Annotated in this window: 19 protein-coding genes and 1 tRNA gene; 12 read left to right on the top strand and 8 right to left on the bottom strand. The window is 38.9% G+C overall.

What is annotated here, in order from left to right:
• Positions 1 to 87: 87 nt before the first annotated feature.
• On the bottom strand, positions 88 to 3,225 hold the full coding sequence (locus tag ABDW32_RS00635) for a GH92 family glycosyl hydrolase (protein WP_343558601.1): 3,138 nt from the start codon (positions 3,223 to 3,225) through the stop codon (positions 88 to 90).
• Positions 3,226 to 3,988: 763 nt separating this feature from the next.
• Here ABDW32_RS00635 and ABDW32_RS00630 point away from each other — a divergent pair.
• Complete coding sequence (locus tag ABDW32_RS00630; protein ID WP_343558600.1) at positions 3,989 to 4,750, top strand: helix-turn-helix transcriptional regulator; 762 nt, start codon at positions 3,989 to 3,991, stop codon at positions 4,748 to 4,750.
• A 15-nt stretch (positions 4,751 to 4,765) separates the two neighbouring features.
• Here the strand turns inward: ABDW32_RS00630 and ABDW32_RS00625 are convergent, their stop codons facing one another.
• Both ABDW32_RS00625 and ABDW32_RS00620 read right to left on the bottom strand, forming a co-directional pair.
• Entirely contained in the window at positions 4,766 to 5,455 is a 690-nt protein-coding gene (locus ABDW32_RS00625) for a hypothetical protein (RefSeq protein ID WP_343558599.1), read from the bottom strand.
• A 113-nt stretch (positions 5,456 to 5,568) separates the two neighbouring features.
• Complete coding sequence (locus ABDW32_RS00620) at positions 5,569 to 6,315, bottom strand: ThiF family adenylyltransferase (protein WP_343558598.1); 747 nt, start codon at positions 6,313 to 6,315, stop codon at positions 5,569 to 5,571.
• A 210-nt stretch (positions 6,316 to 6,525) separates the two neighbouring features.
• Here ABDW32_RS00620 and ABDW32_RS00615 point away from each other — a divergent pair, with 210 nt between their 5' ends.
• From ABDW32_RS00615 to ABDW32_RS00605, 3 genes are read left to right on the top strand one after another with little or no spacing between them, the layout of a single operon-like run.
• Positions 6,526 to 6,831: a hypothetical protein gene (locus ABDW32_RS00615; RefSeq protein WP_343558597.1), complete on the top strand. Its 306-nt coding sequence runs from the start codon at positions 6,526 to 6,528 to the stop codon at positions 6,829 to 6,831.
• The gene (locus ABDW32_RS00610) at positions 6,812 to 7,117 is read left to right on the top strand and encodes a hypothetical protein (protein WP_343558596.1); all 306 of its coding nucleotides are present in this window, start codon (positions 6,812 to 6,814) and stop codon (positions 7,115 to 7,117) included. The genes ABDW32_RS00615 and ABDW32_RS00610 overlap by 20 nt, the downstream gene beginning before the upstream one ends.
• 35 nt (positions 7,118 to 7,152) lie before the next feature.
• The gene (locus ABDW32_RS00605) at positions 7,153 to 7,503 is read left to right on the top strand and encodes a DUF2200 domain-containing protein (protein ID WP_343558595.1); all 351 of its coding nucleotides are present in this window, start codon (positions 7,153 to 7,155) and stop codon (positions 7,501 to 7,503) included.
• Between the two features lie 210 nt (positions 7,504 to 7,713).
• Here ABDW32_RS00605 and ABDW32_RS00600 read toward each other — a convergent pair whose 3' ends face one another.
• Positions 7,714 to 8,922 carry a DUF1343 domain-containing protein gene (locus ABDW32_RS00600; RefSeq protein WP_343558594.1) on the bottom strand — a complete coding sequence of 403 codons (1,209 nt, stop codon included), beginning with the start codon at positions 8,920 to 8,922 and terminating at the stop codon, positions 7,714 to 7,716.
• Positions 8,923 to 9,347: 425 nt separating this feature from the next.
• On the opposite strand from ABDW32_RS00600, the gene ABDW32_RS00595 reads away from it, so the two are divergent.
• The gene (locus tag ABDW32_RS00595; protein ID WP_343558593.1) at positions 9,348 to 10,214 is read left to right on the top strand and encodes a helix-turn-helix domain-containing protein; all 867 of its coding nucleotides are present in this window, start codon (positions 9,348 to 9,350) and stop codon (positions 10,212 to 10,214) included.
• A 180-nt stretch (positions 10,215 to 10,394) separates the two neighbouring features.
• Complete coding sequence (locus ABDW32_RS00590; protein ID WP_343558592.1) at positions 10,395 to 11,918, top strand: acyl-CoA dehydrogenase family protein; 1,524 nt, start codon at positions 10,395 to 10,397, stop codon at positions 11,916 to 11,918.
• Positions 11,919 to 11,966: 48 nt separating this feature from the next.
• Here ABDW32_RS00590 and ABDW32_RS00585 read toward each other — a convergent pair whose 3' ends face one another.
• On the bottom strand, positions 11,967 to 13,880 hold the full coding sequence (locus ABDW32_RS00585; protein ID WP_343558591.1) for an AAA domain-containing protein: 1,914 nt from the start codon (positions 13,878 to 13,880) through the stop codon (positions 11,967 to 11,969).
• A 225-nt stretch (positions 13,881 to 14,105) separates the two neighbouring features.
• Here ABDW32_RS00585 and ABDW32_RS00580 point away from each other — a divergent pair, with 225 nt between their 5' ends.
• The 3 genes from ABDW32_RS00580 to ABDW32_RS00570 all read left to right on the top strand — a co-directional run bounded on the left by ABDW32_RS00580 (position 14,106) and on the right by ABDW32_RS00570 (position 15,407).
• Positions 14,106 to 14,444 carry a cupin domain-containing protein gene (locus ABDW32_RS00580; protein ID WP_343558590.1) on the top strand — a complete coding sequence of 113 codons (339 nt, stop codon included), beginning with the start codon at positions 14,106 to 14,108 and terminating at the stop codon, positions 14,442 to 14,444.
• A 62-nt stretch (positions 14,445 to 14,506) separates the two neighbouring features.
• Positions 14,507 to 15,256: a BlaB/IND/MUS family subclass B1 metallo-beta-lactamase gene (bla, locus tag ABDW32_RS00575; protein WP_343558589.1), complete on the top strand. Its 750-nt coding sequence runs from the start codon at positions 14,507 to 14,509 to the stop codon at positions 15,254 to 15,256.
• 77 nt (positions 15,257 to 15,333) lie between these two features.
• Positions 15,334 to 15,407, top strand: a tRNA-Ala gene (locus ABDW32_RS00570).
• Between the two features lie 93 nt (positions 15,408 to 15,500).
• Here ABDW32_RS00570 and ABDW32_RS00565 read toward each other — a convergent pair.
• A complete protein-coding gene (locus tag ABDW32_RS00565) occupies positions 15,501 to 15,929 on the bottom strand; it encodes a nuclear transport factor 2 family protein (protein WP_343558588.1) in 429 nt (142 codons plus the stop codon).
• A gap of 290 nt (positions 15,930 to 16,219) precedes the next feature.
• Between ABDW32_RS00565 and ABDW32_RS00560 the strand changes: the two genes are divergently transcribed.
• Positions 16,220 to 17,476 carry a hypothetical protein gene (locus tag ABDW32_RS00560; RefSeq protein WP_343558587.1) on the top strand — a complete coding sequence of 419 codons (1,257 nt, stop codon included), beginning with the start codon at positions 16,220 to 16,222 and terminating at the stop codon, positions 17,474 to 17,476.
• A 3-nt stretch (positions 17,477 to 17,479) separates the two neighbouring features.
• Here ABDW32_RS00560 and ABDW32_RS00555 read toward each other — a convergent pair whose 3' ends face one another.
• Entirely contained in the window at positions 17,480 to 18,604 is a 1,125-nt protein-coding gene (locus tag ABDW32_RS00555) for a peptidoglycan bridge formation glycyltransferase FemA/FemB family protein (RefSeq protein ID WP_343558586.1), read from the bottom strand.
• A gap of 259 nt (positions 18,605 to 18,863) precedes the next feature.
• Here ABDW32_RS00555 and ABDW32_RS00550 point away from each other — a divergent pair, with 259 nt between their 5' ends.
• Positions 18,864 to 20,525, top strand: coding sequence for a helix-hairpin-helix domain-containing protein (locus ABDW32_RS00550; RefSeq protein WP_343558585.1), 1,662 nt, complete (start codon positions 18,864 to 18,866; stop codon positions 20,523 to 20,525).
• 8 nt (positions 20,526 to 20,533) lie between these two features.
• Positions 20,534 to 21,010, top strand: a complete 477-nt coding sequence (ybaK, locus tag ABDW32_RS00545; RefSeq protein WP_343558584.1) for a Cys-tRNA(Pro) deacylase — start codon at positions 20,534 to 20,536, stop codon at positions 21,008 to 21,010.
• A 19-nt stretch (positions 21,011 to 21,029) separates the two neighbouring features.
• Here ybaK and ABDW32_RS00540 read toward each other — a convergent pair whose 3' ends face one another.
• On the bottom strand, positions 21,030 to 21,797 hold the full coding sequence (locus ABDW32_RS00540) for a methyltransferase domain-containing protein (RefSeq protein ID WP_343558583.1): 768 nt from the start codon (positions 21,795 to 21,797) through the stop codon (positions 21,030 to 21,032).
• Between the last annotated feature and the right edge of the window lie 8 nt (positions 21,798 to 21,805).

The following is a 21,805-nucleotide window of genomic DNA, read 5'->3' as shown; positions in this document are numbered from 1 at the left end:
AACTTTAACAAACAGTCCTGTCTATTGAAGAAAGTACTAATCTGAATCTGTAGTTTCCCGTCCAAAGTTTATTTCAGTGCTATCTGATTAATGCAACAATCCCCATTGCGTATTCGGCTTGTCCCCCATTTCCAAAACCAGTTCACCTCCTTTTAGCAATTCCGAGGCGTCAAAATAAAATGTCTGCAGCGGTTTACCATTTAAAATCGCCCGTTGCACATACATATTCTTTTTGCTCGCATTTTTAGCTTTAATAGTGAATTGATCTCCGCGTCCATATTGCCGTCCCAACTTAATTTTAATTTCTTCAAAAGATGGACTACCAATTTCATAAATTGGTTTTGTTCGCGTTCCGCCATCTAACTGAAATAATCCTATTGCATTCATAACATACCAGGCACTCATCTGTCCTTGATCTTCATCTCCCAGATATGCGTTAGAAATACCCTGTCCATAATAGCGCTCACCGATAGACCGGCTCCATTTCTGTGTAAGCCAGGGTTTGTTCAACCAGTTAAAAATATAAGCGAAATGCATAGACTGTTGGTTCCCCTGAACAACAGGATAATCCCAATATTGATCATTTGGCCCATTATATCGCCATTTTTCACTTTCTCCGAACCCCCATTCCAACCGCTTTAGGAATACATCCTCGCCGATCATTTTCGCCAATGCCGGGATATCTTGAGGGACAAAGAAAGTTAACTGCCAGGCATTGCCTTCAACATAATGATGATTGGCGCCAGACTTAAACGGATCAAAGTCCCGATACCATTCGCCCTTGGCATCTTTCATCCTCGCATAACCACTTTTAACATCTATTGCGTTCTTCCACCAGCTACCTCTATCATTAAAATAGCCATATTCCTTTTCCTTTCCCAATGATTTTGCAAATTGTCCAACAGTCCAGTCGTCAAAACTATACTCCAGGGAATTTGAGAAACGACCAAGGTCATAAGGAACATACTTATACTTTAGATAGACATCCAGATCTCGATTACCTGCAAAACCACCTTCAAATTTTAGCGGACTTGTTGTCTGCATTTTCTTGACGGCTTCAAATGCTTTTGTAACATCGTAATCGCGTATTCCCATTTGATAGGCTCCTACGATCAACGGAATTTCATGTTCAGCCACCATCACGGGAATATATTCCATACCGGCAGGCCCTTTTGCCAGCCATCCATCGGCATCATACATCGCCAATTGCGAGCGCACCCATTTGTTTGACCACTCCGGTGTTACCAGGTTCCAGAACTGGTTTAAATTCCAAAATGTGTTCCAGAACGCATCACATCCCAGAGCCAGATCCCCTGCCTGTGTCATCGTTCTGATCTTCTCGTCAGAAGATCGCCATTGCCCATTGACATCGCTAAACGTATTACGGCTAGCCAAAGTTCGGTACATATTGGTGTAAAACTTCTCTTTTTCCAAATAGTCATTGCTCTTTATTTCCAGGCGCCCTAATAATTCATTCCATACCCGGTGTTGATTGTCGACCACAGCTTCAAAAGACCAACCAAATGGATCTGAAAGTTCTGTTTTCAGATTTTCTGCTGCATTAGCTATACTGACATAGGAAATCCCAGTTCGCAATTGCACTTCCTTGTCTTTACGAACGTCGAACTCCACATACATGCCGGCAAGTTGGGCGCTGTCCGCAACCAGATCTGCCTTAGCTGCAACACGACCATCATGCCAGGTACCGAAATTGATAATTGGCTTATCAAACTCCATGACGAAATAAACAACATAATCCTGCTTTGCATCGGTAGACCAGACATTTTCGGACAACTGGCTACTGTAACCGACAACTTTATAATCCGAAACCTTTTTAAGTGAAAGACCTTTGATCTTATAATCATATTCGCCATTCACTTTAAGATCAATCATAACACGTCCGGTATCTGACTTATGGTAGGTATATTTCTGAAAACTGGACCGCGTTCCTGCAGTAAGTTTTGCTTCAATATCCTGATCGAGGAGGTGAACGGAATAGTATCCCAATGGAGCCTGTTCACTTGTTTTATCTATTGCAGAACGGTAACCTGAATGCACACTATATTGGTCTCCCACACTGGTCTTTAATTTGCCCGCTGTCGGAAAAGTGCCAAGCCCTGCCATTGTCCACTCATGTATATGACTAAATGTACCAATGGATTCTATCGAAGGCTCGTAACCAGCCTGCCAGCCGATATTCTGGTTATCGGGACTAATCTTAACCATTCCAAATGGCATCCATGGTCCCGGCGCCAACATCCATCTGGAATGCGCAGCCCCTATCATGGTATTAACATAGTCCGAAACCCCACCTAATCGCTTTGGGGATCGCTTTATGAAAGCTGTACGAATTAATTTATCGTTGACATAAATAGCATACTTGCTCCGTACTTCCTTCGCTGTATAAGGCATGGGAATCTCAAGGCGAGATAATCCCTTCTCATGCGTCTTATCATAGATTTTCTTCCCATCTAACAGTACTTTTATGCGCTCGTCATCCTTCAATTTCAAAAGGTCAACAAGCATACACTGTATACGTTCATTTCCATTTTTCAGTTCAAAATCCGATTGCCTTACCCCTTTTATTATTGAGGTGTAATCTGTTAACAATTTGATCTGCTCAGGGCCCAATAACTTAAAGGAATCAAACTCAACCCATCCTCCTTTTATTACGGTAAGCGTAACCTGATTAAATCCCGCCGAAATAAGGTGGTCAGGTAATGCTATCCGTATCGTGGAGCCTCCAGAGTTCGAACCTGCGGCTATCGGATCAACTGGGCCGTCACCGTTCTTCAGTTCGTAATTATAGGATTTACCATTGATGGCAATCTGTAATGTCGGTTTATTTTGAGGATCACTATTTACCAACTTTACTTCCAATGCCCATTTCCCCTTCTCAACTGGACCACTCAACACACTATATAAATTCAGAAAATGGGTTCGTAGTCCAGAAGTTCCACCAGTTCCCCCCCATCCATTGGCAGGACCTGGTAAGACATAGGGTAAATCTCGTGATAACGAAGATTGGCCGATCAAAAAGTAATTGTCTTCGTAACCAAAATCGTGTTCAAGGAATTTTTTATAATCTTTTGGAGCCAGTGCGAATTCTCTACTGGAGCCGTCAGAATTGCCCAGTTGCCAAATTGTGTTTTCCTGTCCCGAAACAAGCTGCCCTGTCATTAACAGTAAAACGGTGTAAACGGAAATGGGGAGATGCATTTTCATAATTGATGGATTTTATAATAAAAAATATGCAGTAAATGCTTATTCAAATATTCAGCTGTTTTTACATTTAAATTTTTCTTTCGCCTCCAATTAAGTTAAATAAGAAGAGTCGCCCTTCAGGTATTCACTTAACCAGTAAATGCAATATTGTACATACATATAAAAGCAAAGCAAAACACACTTAAATACACATAAATTGAGCTTCAACACACAATAATACTATAAAAAACAAGAAATATCAAGTAAAAATAATAAATGTACATACATATTATAATAAAAAATATTCTTATTTAGCTACTTGTAATCCCCTTATCAGCAAAAAGTTAGGAATCACTTGGCATTATTAAAAATAAAATCGAAAATTGAAATAATCAGGGAGAGATATTTTTAAGAAACTCTTAATAGATTGAGATCTTTATAAAGATTTTATATAAAGCAGAACACGCCATTGGGTATTTTGAATCCAATAAACTATCTTTATATAATTTTAAATTACCTTGAAAAGATAAAGATAGAAGTAAAATGCGACATTTTATCATACCGAACAATATTCTACCCATTTGTGTAGAGCATTATTCCATTATATAACAGGAGTTTAAGAGAAAAAAGAAAACCCATTTAGACTGCGGGTCAACTAATGCGTAGAAAGATCCATTTTAGGCCCTAGATTTAGGACTGTTATTTTTCTAAACTACGACAAAAAGTGACATTCGTCTAAATGGAAATTTCAAAGCAACAATAGATCATCTTTGCAATTTACACTATGAAAATAAAAATTGAAGATTTTTTTAAGCCGATACATGTTAAAGACAACTTTAGCCAAGATGATTATGAGATCGTAAACGCATTTATTAATTTCGCAAGATCTCTCAGTCGACTAACTTATCAAAGCATCTATCTGATTGACTATTCAAAAAAAAGTTTTTTATTTGTTTCCGACAACCCTATCTTTCTTTGTGGAAGTTCCTCTGCAGAAGTGATGAAAGAAGGATATCATCATTACGTAAATAATGTTCCTGAAGATGATCTTCACTTATTAAAAAAAATAAACGATGTTGGATTTGATTTCTATGGCAAGTTATCTGCTGATGACCGTTTAAAATATTCTATATCCTATGATTTTCATCTAAAACAGCCTGGCAGTAAACCGCTACTTGTAAACCACAAATTGAAACCACTTTTACTGGATAACCACTCCAACCCCTGGATTGCGCTCTGTTTAGTTTCTATGTCTTCGCATCCAAATGCTGGTAATATCAGATTCAAATCGGATGAAGATGGAAGGCAATTTGAATATGATCTCGTGAAAGATATCTGGGTTGAAACTCCGCGCGTTAAATTAAAACCGCGGGAAAAGGACATATTACTCTTTTCAGCACAGGGCTTGACAATGGATCAGATTGCAGATCGGCTTTATGTATCTATTGATACCGTTAAGTTTCACAAAAAACAGATATTTTCAAAATTAAAAGTAAAGAGTATAACAGAAGCCACAGCATTAGCAATTGAGTTATCTCTTTTTTAAACGGTGCTTAAATGCCTAATTGTTTTTGGAATCCAACAAGATGGTTTTGGACATCGTCACAAATTTCTGAATATCGCTATCATTTCCAGTGCTGTACTGCGAAAGTTTATTTTTTTGGATAAAAGTCTCCAGCCATCCCGACTTAATATAGATGGGTAATGTCTCAGAATAAAAATAGATAATCGGATCTCCCAATTGGTAAGATTCAATTTCTAGTTTACGTAGCGTGTTCACAACTTTTCTGTCACATTCGGCAATGATTAGCCCATCCCCCAAACTATAAGGACCGTAAAAAGCGTCAAACAGCATTTTTTTTAGAATATTAATCCGATTTCCAATAATTTTCCCAGCAATTACAAAACGTCCAATATGCCAAAAATTATGGACTCCGGGTATCAGCAGATCCTCAGTTTTAATACCAAATAGCTTTTGAATAGGTAGGCAGGTTTCCTTATCCCAATACGTAATTCGAATTGAGGCATGAATCTCATGATTTATTTTGCTCCGCAAAACATAATAAATAGATTGATCAAAAAAGACTGAATCCTCCCCTATCAAAGCATTATAGTCGACATCGTAATCCTCTTTTGAATACTTATCAAGTTTATAGTGTTTTTGGAGGGTGATCAAATAAAAATGAATAAGTTCAGGAAGCTCTGCACTATTAAGTTTGGTAAAATAATAATTTTCTGGTGTCCAGTTCATGCAGTTGAAATTCAATATTCCTTATAAAATAGCTTTTGTTGATTAGATCATCACAGAGAAGCAGATGTAATGCAAAAATATAATAATTATTGCAATTAATACAGGTCATTTCATTAGCGCATAGACAAATAATAGGATTCAGGAAAAACTTTTATCGGTTTATCGGTGGCAATATTAAATACAACCTGACAAACCATCCCAGCTAACACATACAGACCCAATGAAAGCTGTGGTGGTGGAGAATCCATAGCAATTTCACCGTATGCCGAAAGAAAATCTTCTAGCCATTTTGTATCAATGTGCTGTTTCTGTAATCGATCAATAATAAATTTCCCCACATTCATCTCAAAGGTATGATGTTCTTTATCCAAAGAGCGCAGATTGCGACTCTCTGCGGTAATGACAGTTAAAAACCCAGCCCAACCCAAATTGTAGGGGTGGACAACAGGGATGTTATGCTCCGCCATATATTCATCAAATAAAAAAGGAATATCGGAGGAAAAATCCAGGGCATTTATAGCGACTTTACAATTTAAATCGAGGCTATATAAATTGTTCCGGTCAAGAAATTCAGGATAAGCCGTAATCTTCGCTTCTGGATTAATGGCCATCAAGCGATCCTTTAGCGCAATCGCCTTATTGACCCCAATATCTGCAACTACATAGTTCTGACGATTAAGATTCGTCATTTCTACGATATCGCCATCGACGATGATCAAATTTTCAAATCCCATCCGCAATAGACACTCAGCGATGTAACTCCCAATACCGCAGCCCCCGATAAGCACCGGAAAATCCTGAATACGTAGCTGCTCTTCTTCCTTTATATGAATGATATTACGTTTATATCTCAAACTCATTTTTTAAGACAATTTTGTATCAGATAAAGATAGGATTTAAAAATTATTAGATTACCTTTATCAATTAATCCCAAAAGATTGTTTCCTACAAACCATTTGCAGCGTATGCTTTCTTGTTACCGTTCGTTATATTTACTAACACAAAAGCTTGGATTGTTTCGAATCTGATAGGGTCTATGCAAAAAACCATATTTTAAACGACAAATCACTATGATGAAAAGTAAAATACAAATACTATATATTGTCATTACGCTATTACTGGGTATGGATATGCTCGTTTACTACCTGGAAAAGATAAGTTTAATCGGCTATTATAGTGATGTTTTACTTTTCTGGATATGGCTAGGACTGACGATGACCGTAATCGTCATCTTCTGGAAAAAGATCCTGGCTAAGATTATGTTGTCTGGATTAATATTGGGGCTAATTTGTAGCATCTTGCCAATGATGCTTCCTTTTTATACATTGATGTTGTCCATGTCCTTACGGTCTACGGATGAAAAAAGATTTAAATGAAAATTATCGTGCACAAATCGTTGGCTATAGTGTTTTATCCTCACCTTGGTTAGAAATCATTGAGAAAAAAGGAATAATTGAAAAAAGGATTTTTAGTTGCACAGATAATAGCGTAAATAGCGAAGAACTACGAATAGGGAGTGCAAAAGACATCATTTTCAATGCTGAAACGGATAAAACGCTTCACATTACACTCTTCTATGGAGGAGCTAACAAAACCATTATTTTGATAAAACAACAGGAAAAATCATATTGTAAAGAAATTCCACATTCAAAAAAATTGTAAATTAGCAAAAACCACAAACGATTATCAGTACAAAAATGGACAATACTAGAATATATCGCATGTCTTTTGCGGGTGTATACCCACATTATATACAAAAAGCAGAAAAAAAAGGCCGCACAAAAGAAGAAGTCGATCACATCATATTTTGGTTAACAGGCTATGATGAAACTTCCTTAAACCAAGTCATAGCTGATAAAATTGATTTTGAACACTTTTTCAGCCAGGCACCGCATTTAAACGCCAATGCGACAAAGATAACAGGTGTCATTTGCGGCTATCGTATAGAAGACATTGAAGATCCACTCGTTCAAAAAGTCCGTTATTTAGATAAATTGATTGATGAGCTGGCAAAAGGCAAGTCAATGGAAAAAATTTTAAGAAAATAAATTCTACAATAAACAGACGAAACATTCCTTAGCGCTTTACAGAAAGCGTATAATGATCTATTTGAGCAAACAAAACACATGATATTCAGGTCAATGGCTACCGTCGAGCGAATCTCTCCCCGGCTTCAAATTTTCGTTTTAACTTTCTTAAGACCTTTCCATTTCAGGCAAAATCTATTCGCTTCCGAAATAATAAAAGGCTCATTATTATCATGGATATATAAGATATTTCGTTCTCATTTCCTTATAGCGCGCTAATCCAGGCTCCCAGCTCTTTCGAATTTCCTCTTCTGAAACACCTTCTGCTATCTGCCGACGAAAGGAATCAACGCCAACCAATTTTTCTATACTGCCAATCTGCTTGGAAAATGACTGATCGAAGAATTTATCTTTTTCCGGGGAATTCCGATAGAGTTCCTGCAGCCAGGAAAGATTTATTTTCTTACTATCCACCAGCTTCTGTAAATCATATTCACGTAGATCTAAACCATAACATGCTTCATTCATAAAGAGAGGAGTCTCACTCATTCCTTTTTTACTCATAGGTATAAACGAAAAACGATATATGCCTTTATAGGCTGGACTTCCAAAAACTGTAAAAGGATAATCCGTCCCCCTTCCATGATTGATCTTTACACCTTCAAAAAGACAGGTACTTGGATAAAGGAGGATACTCTGTTCGGTATTTAAATTTGGAGAAGGACTAACCGGAAGTCTGTATAACATTTGATGATTATATCCCGCTACGGGTATGATCCTTAGCTTACATTTTTTTGTCGTTGCCATCCAACCCTCACCGTTGATCATCTGAGCAAACTCAGCGATTGTCATTCCGTGAGCTATCGGAACCGGAAACTGACCAATCCCCGATTTATATTTCATATCCAATATAGGACCATCGACCAAATACGCATTCGGATTAGGGCGATCTAAAATCAAGAGTTCTTTCCCATTTTCGGCACAAGCCTCCATGATGTCCCGAAGGGTGTTAATATTCGTATAAAATCTTACCCCCATGTCCTGTACGTCAAAAATGAATACATCAATATCTTTTAGATCTTTCGCCGAGGGCTTTTTTTTATTTCCGTAGAGCGAAATCACGGGGATTTTGGTTACGGGATCCACTTCATCACCCACTTCTGTTCCGTTACTGGCATTTCCTCTAAATCCATGTTCAGGGCCGAATATTTTCACAATTTTCACTTTCCTAGCGAGCAAACTATCTACGAGGTGCTTATTATTAATAACTGTAGATGGGTTACCCAAAATTGCGACCCGCTTACCATGGAGATAAGGTACATATTGATCAGTCTGCTCCGCCCCGGTTCGAATATGATCGTTACAATAATCCAGTTGATTTTGCGCTCGGACTGCTATAAAAGAGAAAAATAATAGGATAAAAATAAATGCGAGTTTCATGATTGTTTGGTTTATAATAAAATAGCCGTAGACAAAAAGGCCTTTTCAGCTGTCATCAAAAATAAAGCTAAAAAATAAAGCCGCATTTTTTCAAATTCTATTTAGCCCAGTACTCTCCAATACAGCGAATTAGTATAACCGCACTGCACCATCTTATTTTCTATTTCTCACCAGTAACTATGGTATGATGAGATTACTGCTTCGAAAAGAATGCCTTTACTATAATTTTGACAAGAATCTCTATATTATAGCGGGTATCAAATCAAACATTTTATATAGCGGGTATCAAATCAAACATTTTATATTGACAAAACCCAATTATCCCATTAACTTTGGAATATTATCCTGATATTAGGTTAAGCCTGTTCATAACAGGTATGAATAAGCGGAAATTTAGTGTTTTTGTCAAAACATAGTGAACGGCAATGGAAAAGCAGGTAAATGCAGGTGAATTTGTAGATAGATTTATGACAGGTAGTCTGGAGCATTTGAGGTACCAGCAATCTCCGGTCAAGATCTTTCAGCTGAGTGAAATCGCGCCTTATATTAAATTCCCTACCCCCCCCATATTCTTAGGATACAATCTCCTTGTACATATAACAGTGGGGCATTTTAAACACAAGATCGGTGCGAAAGAATATGTGGTAAAAGCACCCGCAATTCTGATCAGCAATTATGGTAATATTTCAACGATCAAATCTGTTGATAAATCCGCAAAAGGACATTGTGTATTAATCAACGACAATGCAATGACTTCGATATTCAGGGAGCAGGAGATCCTGAATATCTTTAACATTTCGCCCCTACTTAACTTAACTTCTCAGGATAGTACCGACCTTCACCAGCTATTCAAATTGCTCTACAACGAATTGCTGTCCGAATCACCCTACAAGGAGCTGTTCGAAAGTTTACTAAAATCCCTCTTACTAAAAATTATCAAGCTATCATCTTCCAACCAGGCACTCAACCGAAGACAGGAAATTGCGATGATGTTCAAACAGCTTGTGCACAAAAACTTCAAAAAACAAAAACATATCGGCTTTTATGCAGACCAGCTCGCGGTGTCAACCAATTACCTAAACCGCTGCGTATTTTCGGTGTTCAAAAAGTCTTCCAAAGAACTGATCTTAGAGGTACTTATCATGCATAGTCAATTTCTTCTGTTTGAATCAAATAAAAGTATTGCTGACATCTGTTATGAGCTGGATTTTTCTGATCCCTCCTATTTCTCCCGTTTATTCAAAAAAATCGTAGGTACGTCCCCTACTTCTTATCGGAACAAGGCAAATTAATATGGCTTGGATATGCACGATTTGTCCTATCTTTTATACCGAAGTGGACAGACTGATCACAGCGATATGAATTATTTTTGTATAGCGATTTGGATGTAAGCAAAATTCACAGCTCTTTTTTGAAGCTTTTATCGTATACATCTTCTATTGCAAATGTTTTATCATTTAATTAATATAGCGATGTCTAACGTTTTAGATCACACGAACAAAGCCCAAAATTTCGATTTATTTATCGGAGACTTCAAAGAAAGATTATCAACTTTATTCCATACAGAATACGACTATAATAACCTAAGCTTAACACGTGGTTTACCACCTCAGTTTTTAAGTGAAATTATGGCGATGAAACCATTATCTGTTGCTATTCCGGAGCATCACGGTGGTCGGGGACTACATGTCAAAGAATGTTTAGGCGTCCTTGCCGCCGCCTCCTATGAATCGCTTTCCCTATCTTTGATCTTTGGGATCAACATCGCGCTATTTTTGGAGCCTTTCGCTAAATACGGTAGTACCTTACTTCAGGAAAAAGTTTTCCACCAATTTCTAGAAAATAAAGCCATGGGAGGGCTGATGATTACCGAGCAAGCCTATGGTAGTGATGCCCTCAATATGCGCACCTCCTACCAACAGGATGGAAATAAATACCGTATTAAAGGAGAAAAACACTGGCAAGGTTTAACAGGTGCTGCTGACTTTTGGCTCGTTACTGCCCGAAAGAAAAATGAGCATGGTGAACTGGTACGTGACATCGATTTTTTTGTTACCGACAACTCCATCGAAGAACAAAAGATTGAAGTAACAAAAAAATACAATAGCTTAGGATTATATGCTATCCCTTACGGTATCAATAAAATAAACATCGAGGTACCTGTCAATAATAAATTGACTCCGGAGAGCACAGGCATAAAATTGATGTTGGATACCTTACACCGGAGCCGACTTCAATTTCCCGGCATGGGAATGGGCTTCATAAAGCGTATGCTGGATGAAGCCATGAAGCATTGTACGGAAAGACGTGTCAGCGGTGTTCCGCTGAACGAACTGGATTCGGTTAAGTTTCAGCTATCTCGTTTGCAAGCTGCTTTTACAATATGTTCAGCGATGTGCGCTTACAGTAGTTCGATCAGTTCAATTCAAAATGATCTTTCTGGGCATAGTGTAGATGCCAATAGTGTCAAGGCACTTGTGACTGACCTGATGCATGAATCTGCACAAATCTGTGTCCAATTATCTGGAGCAAATGGTTATAGATTGGATCATGTTGCTGGTCGTGGTTTAGTAGATAGTAGACCTTTCCAGATTTTTGAAGGCTCAAACGAGATGCTCTATTCGCAAGTAGCAGAGGCAATTGCTAAATTGATGCGCAGAAGTAAAGAAAGCAATTTACTTTCATTCCTGAAAATAAATCCGGCAACCGAACTTGCGGCTCCATTTTTCTCTTCTATTTTAAATTTCGACTTCCCGCTTCAACCTAAACAGCGCGAGATGGTCACATTAGGAAAAATAATTGCACGTGTTGTTTGCTTCCAATATGTCCTGCAAATCAATAACGCTGGCTTTAATGATAAAATGGCAGAAATTGCCCGTCAGCACGTTAGTATGGATCTGTACATGTTGGTCGGTCAACTCTCCAATAACAATAATGCCGAACCGCTCATAAACTATGACGAAAAGGCTGATTGGATGAATTTCACCTCTTTATAAAAATTGAGCGGGACTGCGAAAAGATTTCATCACAGTCCCCTTTTTCTACTACATCTCAGCAATATCCCATTCCCAAACACTATGGTAGTGGTCAAGATTTTCTGTGTAATCAATAAATTTCTGGTAGAACGAATGCCCTCCTATCGTTGCACTATCGCCAATGACGATCAACTTCTTTTTGGCCCTTGTCATGGCCACATTCATCCGTCGCACATCGGATAAAAAACCAATCTGTTGTTCGTTATTACTTCGCGTCAAACTGATATATATAATATCTTTTTCTTGCCCCTGAAAACTATCAATAGTTTGTACTTTAATAATAGCGGCATACGGCCGTAATTCTTCATCCTGCTCCAACATTTCCTTTAACATGGCCACTTGTTTCCGGTAAGGTGCTATAATCCCGATACTAGGCCATTGTTCGATCGGAGAAGCCTGTACCCAAGTTGCGATAGCTATCTTTAAATGAGATTTCAGAAAACTGGCCTCCCCAAGATTACAGATCGCACCATCACTTTCAGTTTCCTCAAAACCTGCTCCGGCCGTATCAATATATACAATCGCTTCCGGATCGTTTGCTATTGTCCAATGCGCAACGGAACAATCGGCTTTCAAGAGACCGCCATATAAAGCTAAAGACGGATAATTCATGATCTGTTCGTTCATTCGATATTGGATATCGAGCAATGAAACCGCTTTGGGGTAAAGATTGATGAGTTTTTCAAACAACGTATGAATCAACTTATTACCCATACCTTTAGCTGATTTCACTGTTGGTGAGAGTTGACAATGATCCCCAGCCAATACCAATTTTTCTGCCTTTAATATCGGAATCCAACAGGCAGGCTCCAGTGCCTGAGCAGCCTCGTCAATAACAACGGTCTCATATTTTCGGTTTCGTATAATATCTTGGTTTGCCCCTACGAGCGTCGCGGTTATTACCTGAGAGCGATCGAGAATATCCGCTACGATAAAATCCTGAATCTTATCGACATCTTTCCGGATTCTATAAGCTTCGTCGAACAATGCTTTTCTTTGTTCGCGCTCGGCCTTGCCAAAATTACGTTTATATTTTTGGGCCATATCCGTGTAGGTTCTAACTTGCTTTTGCAAGGACTTTATATCTTTATTTGCGCTATGGCGATCTATTTTGCTGTCAAGGGTTAACTCCTGCAGATGTTCAGATACTTTAACCGGATTACCTATCCGAGTGACTAATATTCCAGCAGCATCTAAACGCTCTGTCAGTAAGTCAACCGCTGTATTGCTAGGTGCTACAACCAGTACCTGTTTTTGATTATTCTTGAGTAATGCAGCTATTGCCTTGATCAATGTTGTCGTTTTCCCAGTCCCAGGAGGACCATGTAAAAGTGCAATATCGGTTGTATCCAAAATCTGTTGAACAGCCTTATTCTGACTGACATTAAGATCAGGATGCTCAAAAAACGCATCTTTTTCTCTAGTATGTAATTGTTCTCCACCAATAAGCTTTCTGATCAATTTACCTTTTCGTGGATCAGTTACAAGCTCCTTTGCCTGTCGCAATGCATGCTCCATTTCACGGTATGAATGTTCGTCAAATAGCAAGTCTACACCAAGTTTTCCCCTTCTACTCCAATCCGGCAGCTCATCTACACGAAATGAAATCCGCATACTTTCCTTATTAACCGAAGATATAATACCGTCTATTCTGTCCGCATTTGGATCGTGGTTTGAAAACAGAGAAACAGGCATCCCAAAACGAAACCGATGATCTACATCGAAGTGATTTGTTTTTTTTAAACTAACTGACAGATAATCACCCCGCCCCAGTTCGGTATCCGTGATCTGAATCGGAAACCAGGTCACCCCCTGCATTCTTCTTTCATTTAAACTGCTTTTCAATAATAATGCTTCATGCTGCATCTTATCATACTGCTGTTCTTCACGTAATAGTGCAACAAGTTCGTCGAAATAATTCATATCAGTACATTCGCTTTGAGATCCGACACAAAGTAACAGTTTTTTCAAGTACTTTACCGATCAGTTGTCCATGTTCTTTTATTTTCTGAGAAAATCGGGGTATTTCCTGCTCAACGCTGTATGCTTGTCAAGAACATCCCAAGCTGAGCTATAAAAGTCATATTTATTTCCTATCATTGACGATAGAGATTTGTTTATTAATTTTTCATAATAAAAGTGATTAAAATGAGTGAGATATTCCTACACGATAATGCGCAGACCTGGACAGATCTAGGTGGTGGTGTACAACGCAAAATATTGGTCTTTAACGATGAACTGATGTTAATGAAAGTGCGTTTTCAGAAAGGTGCGACCGGAGCCTTACATCAACACCCACATACGCAAATATCTTATGTTAGTGCTGGAAGGTTCAGGTACCATATTGATGGCGTAGATGAAATTCTAAATGTAGGCGATTCCTGCATCATTTACCCTAATTTGATCCACGGCTGTGAATGCCTTGAAGAAGGCGAATTGATAGATTCTTTCACACCGCATCGAGAAGATTTCGTTAACTCGTTGTAGCTCAAAAAAAATATAACAGACCCACTCAACAATAATCGTTTCGAACAATCGTTTATTTACTTATGTTCAAAAATACTATTTCGTCCTTCCCTGCAAAAGTAGCTATGCTACTTCTGGGGCTTTCTTGCTATATATTGCCATCTTTACAAGCTCAGGAAAAACCTTTATCCATTGAAAAGATCAATTCGCAGCTATATCTTTATACAACTTACAATACTTTTGAGGGCACCAAATATGCTGCTAATGCAGTTTATCTAATCACCAAGAAAGGTGTTATTCTATTTGACACACCATGGGATTCGACACAATATCAACCACTTTTGGACAGCATAAAACAAAAGCACCAGCTACCTGTCATTGCGGTATACGCTACACATTGGCACGAGGATCGCGCAGGAGGCTTTGCATACTATAACCGGATCGGAATTCCAACTTATGCGACAAAAATGACCAACGACCTACTTAAGGCAAATCATAAAGCCCAAGCTACGCATCTGGTTAAAGTCAACAAAACCTATAAAGTCGGCGGTCAATCCTTCGCTTTGAACTTTTTTGGCGCAGGACATTCTTTAGATAATGTCGTTGTCTGGTTTCCTGACTATCAAATTCTGGATGGAGGTTGCTTCATTAAAAGTTCGGAGGCCAAAGACTTAGGATTTGTCGCTGACGGTGATGTCAAAGCCTGGAAGCCTTCATTAGCAAGGTTGCTAGCGAAGTATCCACAGATAAAAATGGTTATTCCCGGGCATGATGCCTGGAAAGACGACGGTCAGATAAAACGTACCGAGCAACTACTTACCGAGAAGCAATAAATAATAATACTTAAAAAAATAAAAAAGCAATTTTGTTTTTACGAAAAAGGTATTATCTTAGCAACAGAAAAAAATAAGGGGCATTAGCTCATCTGGCTAGAGCGCTTCGCTGGCAGTGAAGAGGTGATCAGTTCGATCCTGATATGCTCCACAAACAAAGCGGCTACTTTTAACAAGTAGCCGCTTTATTTTTTGTACATTGCTCGGATTCCCGAAATATTATTTCAATTTGCGGTAGTAATCCCTATTTGTAAGAATTCACTGATTTGGAAACCTTCCATGCTCCGTTTTCCTTCACAAGTGTAATCAAATCTGTCTTAGCGAAACCATCAAATTGCATGGTTACTTTGGCAATAGCATAATCGGGTAATTCTTCAACAATCTGCGTTGTTGTTTTGCAGTTCATTTTTATTCCTTTTTGCTTTTTCAAGAACTCGATCATCTCCGAACGACTGTGATTTAAATCCTGTTTTCCACAGATTTTCTGGTTAAAATCAGAAGTGAATAGCTTATCTAAATTCGCTACCTGACCTTCGGTCATTGCACCAACATATTCATCAATTGCCAAATCTGCTGTGACTAAATTACGCTCTTCTGGTTTAATCGAAGCCATTGAGCAAGTAGAGATTGCAATCATTGCCGCCGCTACAAATGTTTTTACTAAAGTTTTCATATTTTTTTTCTTTTATAATGTATTAGTATATTTTTCTTATTCTATTGTCGAAGACAAGTTAAATTTGTTGCAACTTTTTCTTATTTATTTTCTGATTCAAATTTAAGACAACTAATATGTTGATTCCATTACATTTAGATTAACATTACATTAAAATCGGTAAACGCTATTTTTTTCTAGGTGAATGAAATTCGGGCCTATTCGAGCTATAGACAAAACGCGACATAACAGATAATATATTCTTTACAATATTGTAATTCTGTACAATTCCTCTTAGATTGCGTGCGTTCATGACACACTACGACAGACGACATTCTTTTTTACATCGGCTTGCTACTTTGACCTTCTTATTGGTGATATTTCAAGCGGGGGTTTATGCACAACGCCCGGTCAATGAAATAGAAATCACCGCGCATATTTCCGACACAAGTAGGCAAAGGGACCTAATCGACATTGGCAAGGAGATACTCCATGTTAAACCGCCACAATCCGTCGATAGTACCGGAAAAAAGGTTTACTTTTCTTTCCTTCCTTTTTCGACAAATGTGCCTGGCGGGGGGCACGCGTTAATTACGAGTACGACAGCAGGATTCTACCTGGGCGAGCGCAGAAGTACCTATATGTCTAAAGTAACTTTCACTCCTTATACCAATTTCGGAAAGCGATTCGGCCTACCTATCCGCTCCTACGTGTGGTTAAAAGATAATACCTGGGTTATCGATGGTGATATCAGGCTATTAAAATACCCACATGAAACCTGGGGAATAGGCAAAGAATACCATGGCGACCAGCAGATCAATTTGGATTATACTTATTTTAGATTATATCAACATGCATTAAAAAGAATCCACGGCGGACTGTTTATGGGTATTGGTTATGATCTGGATTACCGTATGAATATCAAATCCACGAGTGCGGTTCCTCTTGAAGAATATACCTCCTATCCCTATGGGACAGCGTTGAAAGATCATACTATTTCCTCGGGACTCAGTCTTAACCTTATCTATGACACACGGGCCAACTCGATCAATACCTGGTCTGGCAACTATGCCAATCTACAATTCCGTCTTAACCCCGTTTTCATGGGAAGTGATCAAAATTGGAAATCCCTATTCCTTGAAATCAGAAGATACCATCGTTTGACCCAAGATCCGAATAGGCAGAATATGATTGCTTTGCGAAGCTTTTTCTGGACAGTATTTAATAGCAAAGCTCCTTACCTCGATTTACCCAATCTGGGCTGGGATCCTTACAACAGTTCCGGAAGAGGCTTCCCGGTAAGTCGGTTCCGTGGTAAATCGCTATTTTACCTAGAGTCAGAATACCGCCGTGATATTACTGAAAATGGACTATTGGGCTTTGTGACTTTTATAAATCTAACCACAGTGAATGGGCCTAAAAATCGCATGTTTGCAGACTGGAACATTGGGACCGGTGCAGGTGCACGAATTAAATTCAATAAAAACTCCGGTACCAACATCGGCATAGATTATGGTGTTAGCACCAATCACCGTGGAGTAAGATTGACACTAGGTGAAGTATTTTAATATTTAGCTCAAATGATAGCTTTGATTTTTAAACTCCATAGAAGCGTAATAGCGATATTTCTCATTGTCTAACGGATAATCCCAACAACCCATTCGATGATAAATCTCGCCACCGAAACCTGTTTTGAATCTGTAAAGTCCATACAATGGATGTGATTGATCAGCCTGAGGCGATACACCAAAGAAATCATACTCCGTACAACCTTTTTCCTTTGCGACCTGCATCGCACGCCATTGCAGGGCATAAGTCGCCATATAATTACGGTTTTCGGAAGCAGAAGCACCATAGAGATAGGTCCCGCGGTTTGAAGCAATGACCAGAAACATTGCAGCCAAAGGTTTATTGTCCACCTCAGCAACCAATAAAAAAACATCTGCCGGCGACAAGGTATCCGTTGCCTTTGCAGATAATACGATCCTGAAATAGTTGATGTCATGCAAGAAAAAATTATTCCGGAGCGCGGTCTGCCGATACAGCTCATACCAGATCTCCAGACTCTCTAAACCCAGAGAACGGACCTTTACACCTTTCCTTTCGGCCAAATGGATATTATAACGTGTCTTGGATTTCATATTGGCCAGCAGAAGATCCTCCTCTTTCCTAAGATTCATAAAAATTGTATTCGAAGGAAGAATATCCGTATTCGCTTTATGAAAATTCCAGTTTTCTGTATTAAAATTAAAACGCATTTCCTGGATTCGTTTTTCAGGTACACCTAACCAATTGCCATAAAGATCGTAACAGTCCTCCTCTTTCGCCCAATGCGACTCCCAGGACAGATCATAACGTATCATAATACAATTGAGAGGTAAACATGCGCGTAAGCTTTCCGAAAGCTGCTCTAAAAACAAGCCCTGGTTTTCTTGCGAAGGTTCTATTTCAGGCCCGTATGGTACGTAAGCTATACAATGTTCACGATCTATCGCCTGAATGATGATTAATAGATCACCCAAAAAGTAGGTATCGTCTTGGACGCCGATATAAAGATCGGACTGCTTCGATTTAAAATTAAAAGCTTTCGATTCTATTCCTTGCATCTTTTTTACGGCAGACCAATAGGCTGTTTGTTGAATAATTCCTGTCTTATAAAGGCCACTAACCTCTTTGTCACTTATATCTGCTATCATAATACCTTCATTCTTATTGGATATGCTCAAAAAACTCCATATCCTTGATCGATTTTAATACCCAAAAACGGCAAACTTAACCAAAATGAACGGCCCAGCAGGCAATCATTTGTCACTTTGTTGTTAATTTTAAGAAAGAACCAATTATTCTAGATAAAAACAGCATTTTCACATTATTTAACGGGATTATATTATCAACTCGGTTGGTATTTTGGCCTAAAATTTAGGATATTTGTAGCCTAACAACTCACGGACGACAATGGACAATAAAGCGATTTCTAAAATTTTTAAATTGTGTAGCCAATTAATGGAACTTCACAACGAAAATCCATTTCGGACAAAGGCCATGGCTAGCGCATCTTTTAAATTGGACAAATTACCTTTTCGTATCGATGATGCCTCACTTGAAGAATTGAGCGCACAACCCGGCATAGGAAAAAGTACAGCCGAAAAAGCAAAAGAGGTCGCACAGAACGGTACGTTCAGGGAACTCGATGAACTATTGGCAAATACACCGTCAGGAGTTGTTGAAATGTTAACCATCAAAGGTCTGGGCCCTAAAAAAGTCCAGATAATCTGGCAAGACTTAGCCATCGAGAATGTAGGTGAACTACTCTATGCCTGCAATGAAAACCGTCTTGTTGAAGCCAAGGGGTTTGGATTAAAAACGCAGGAAGAAATAAAGAAATCCATCGAATTTTCGATCTCCAATCAAGGTTGGTTTTTATACGCGAAGGTATTGTCCCAAGCTGATGCATTCTATGCTGTTTTAAAAACTCATTTCCCTGCGTCCCTCCTTTCTTTTACAGGAGATTTTAGAAGAAAATGTGAGGTGTTAAGCACAGTAGACCTGCTCATTTCCGAAAGTATAGAAGCGGTGGAGAAATTCCTAGGCGATTATACATTGGTGGAAAAAACAGAGAATTCACTGGAAATTATCGATGATTTGGGCTTTACATTCAAGGTTTTCAGTACGAATATTAATGATTTTTATCGGGACCTTATTCTCAGCACAGGATCCACCGCACACTTGGATCTTTTATTCAATATCCTTCCTGACTTACCTTCGCTTTCCAGTGAAGAAGCTATTTATCGTAACTTACGGCTTGATTATATCGAACCGGAATTGCGCGAGGGGCTGGACGAAATCGAACGCGCGCAGCATCATACTTTACCGCAATTAATCCAATTTAAAGATCTTAAGGGGACGCTGCATAACCACTCAACTTATAGTGATGGCGTGCATACCTTAGAACAAATGGCTCTCCATTGTAAAAATACATTAGGTCTCGAATATCTCGGAATATGTGATCACTCCAGAACTGCTGTTTATGCTAATGGTCTTTCCATCGAAAGATTGGAAGAGCAATGGAAAGAAATTGCCAGCTTAAATGAAAAACTAGCACCTTTTAAAATCTTTAAAGGGATAGAATCAGATATTCTCAGCGACGGGTCCTTGGATTACCCCGAGGAAGTACTCGCTAAATTTGATTTCGTTGTAGCTTCAGTCCACTCCAATCTAAAGATGGATGAAGAAAAAGCAACTGCTCGATTGATCAAAGCTATTGAAAACCCATATACAACAATTTTAGGACACCCTACGGGTCGTCTGTTATTGAGCAGATCAGGCTATCCATTAGACTACAAAAAGATAATTGATGCCTGCGCCGCGAATAAGGTTGTCATTGAAATCAATGCAAATCCTTTACGCCTGGATCTAGATTGGAGATGGCATCGTTATGCTGTGGAAAAGGGAGTTCTGTTGTCCATTAACCCTGATGCACACCGCACCGAAGGTCTCCTAGATATGCAGTATGGTATTTTTGTTGCACAGAAAGGTGGTCTCGAAGCAAAAAACTGCCTGAATACGTATTCACTGACGGCAATTTCCGATTATTTTACCAACCGTAAGTTTTTATAACATCTATTATGTCGCATAAAACCAATGCAGTTCGCTTGTTGGATACTGCAAAAGTAAACTATGCATTAAGGGAATACGACGTGGATGAGCATGATGTCAGTGCTGAACATGTCGCATTATCCCTGGGGTTATCACCTGAAACCCTTTATAAGACTTTAGTATTGAAAGGTAATAAAGATCCTTATATCGTTGCTGTGATTCCGGGAAATGCCCAGCTTGACTTAAAAAAGATCGCTAAAGCATCAGCTAATAAAAGTTGTGAAATGCTTCCTATGAAGGACCTGCTAGCTGTAACAGGCTATATCCGCGGAGGCTGCTCGCCTATTGGCATGAAAAAACTATTTCCAACATTTATTGAGGAAGCAGCTCAGTTGGAAACAGAAATTTCTGTCAGCGCAGGAAAACGTGGTCTTCAAATGCTCTTAGATCCTAATGATTTAGCTATGGTCACCAAAGCCATCTGGTCAGATCTGATCAGTATTTAACACGAACATCAGCACCTATTTAGCTCTTTCGTCCATATAACAAAATACGTTTAAATGGATATATCGTGGGGAATCTGGAAAAATGCTGTTTGATACCTGTCTTAAAAGCCTCAATAAAAACAGGTCGTTTATCTTGGTCCAGTCGCTCAATATATGGGATCAATGCCGATCCGGAAATAAAGTCATAAAGCACTTCCGCTTCGGCGGCAATAATTGGATATATCCGAAGCAAGAGATCCAATTCCTCTAGGCCGGCATAATACAAAATATATGCGTAATCATCTATACTTAGCACCGATGAAGGCCGGTTCCAACCATCCAAATAGCTTCGGTAGGGTTCTTCATCCGCCAGTTCAAATAGCAGTTTATTCAAGACATTTTCTGGCTGATAAGGCATCTGAACGGCAAATTGCCCGCCGCTACTCAATTTTGAAATGAGATGCGGAAAAAGTGTTTGGTGATTATCCAACCATTGCAAAGCTGCATTACTGAAGATCAAATCCCAGGAGTCCGTTGTTTCCAGAAATTTTTCAATAGTACTATTTTCAAATTTTAATCGTTCATGTTCAAGCTTATTGCTCTTCGATAACATCTCAGGGGATGCATCAATTCCAAGGAAAGTAGCCTGAGGAAATTTATTGCTTAAAATAGCTGTTTGCTCGCCGGTTCCACACCCAAGGTCCACCGCTTTCATCGTTGCTTCCGACACGATTAATTCGGATAGATCAAAAAAGGGTTTGAAACGGATGTCTTTAAACTGATTATAGATATCTGGGTTCCAAGCCATAATATTTG

The organism is Sphingobacterium sp., assembly GCF_039596235.1.
Classification (GTDB): domain Bacteria; phylum Bacteroidota; class Bacteroidia; order Sphingobacteriales; family Sphingobacteriaceae; genus Sphingobacterium.
This window is presented reverse-complemented; position numbering and strand designations above follow the sequence as displayed.

Bases quoted from the DNA above. Each gene is read 5' to 3' on its own strand.
- ABDW32_RS00630 (WP_343558600.1), top strand. From the start codon at position 3,989: ATGAAAATAAAAATTGAAGATTTTTTTAAGCCGATACATGTTAAAGAC.
- ABDW32_RS00600 (WP_343558594.1), bottom strand. From the start codon at position 8,922: ATGAAACTCGCATTTATTTTTATCCTATTATTTTTCTCTTTTATAGCA.
- ABDW32_RS00610 (WP_343558596.1), top strand. From the start codon at position 6,812: ATGAAAAAAGATTTAAATGAAAATTATCGTGCACAAATCGTTGGCTAT.
- ABDW32_RS00620 (WP_343558598.1), bottom strand. From the start codon at position 6,315: ATGAGTTTGAGATATAAACGTAATATCATTCATATAAAGGAAGAAGAG.
- ABDW32_RS00595 (WP_343558593.1), top strand. From the start codon at position 9,348: ATGGAAAAGCAGGTAAATGCAGGTGAATTTGTAGATAGATTTATGACA.
- ABDW32_RS00625 (WP_343558599.1), bottom strand. From the start codon at position 5,455: ATGAACTGGACACCAGAAAATTATTATTTTACCAAACTTAATAGTGCA.
- ybaK (WP_343558584.1), top strand. From the start codon at position 20,534: ATGTCGCATAAAACCAATGCAGTTCGCTTGTTGGATACTGCAAAAGTA.
- ABDW32_RS00555 (WP_343558586.1), bottom strand. From the start codon at position 18,604: ATGATAGCAGATATAAGTGACAAAGAGGTTAGTGGCCTTTATAAGACA.
- ABDW32_RS00560 (WP_343558587.1), top strand. From the start codon at position 16,220: ATGACACACTACGACAGACGACATTCTTTTTTACATCGGCTTGCTACT.
- ABDW32_RS00635 (WP_343558601.1), bottom strand. From the start codon at position 3,225: ATGAAAATGCATCTCCCCATTTCCGTTTACACCGTTTTACTGTTAATG.
- bla (WP_343558589.1), top strand. From the start codon at position 14,507: ATGTTCAAAAATACTATTTCGTCCTTCCCTGCAAAAGTAGCTATGCTA.
- ABDW32_RS00540 (WP_343558583.1), bottom strand. From the start codon at position 21,797: ATGGCTTGGAACCCAGATATCTATAATCAGTTTAAAGACATCCGTTTC.
- ABDW32_RS00605 (WP_343558595.1), top strand. From the start codon at position 7,153: ATGGACAATACTAGAATATATCGCATGTCTTTTGCGGGTGTATACCCA.
- ABDW32_RS00550 (WP_343558585.1), top strand. From the start codon at position 18,864: ATGGACAATAAAGCGATTTCTAAAATTTTTAAATTGTGTAGCCAATTA.
- ABDW32_RS00580 (WP_343558590.1), top strand. From the start codon at position 14,106: ATGAGTGAGATATTCCTACACGATAATGCGCAGACCTGGACAGATCTA.
- ABDW32_RS00585 (WP_343558591.1), bottom strand. From the start codon at position 13,880: ATGAATTATTTCGACGAACTTGTTGCACTATTACGTGAAGAACAGCAG.
- ABDW32_RS00615 (WP_343558597.1), top strand. From the start codon at position 6,526: ATGATGAAAAGTAAAATACAAATACTATATATTGTCATTACGCTATTA.
- ABDW32_RS00565 (WP_343558588.1), bottom strand. From the start codon at position 15,929: ATGAAAACTTTAGTAAAAACATTTGTAGCGGCGGCAATGATTGCAATC.
- ABDW32_RS00590 (WP_343558592.1), top strand. From the start codon at position 10,395: ATGTCTAACGTTTTAGATCACACGAACAAAGCCCAAAATTTCGATTTA.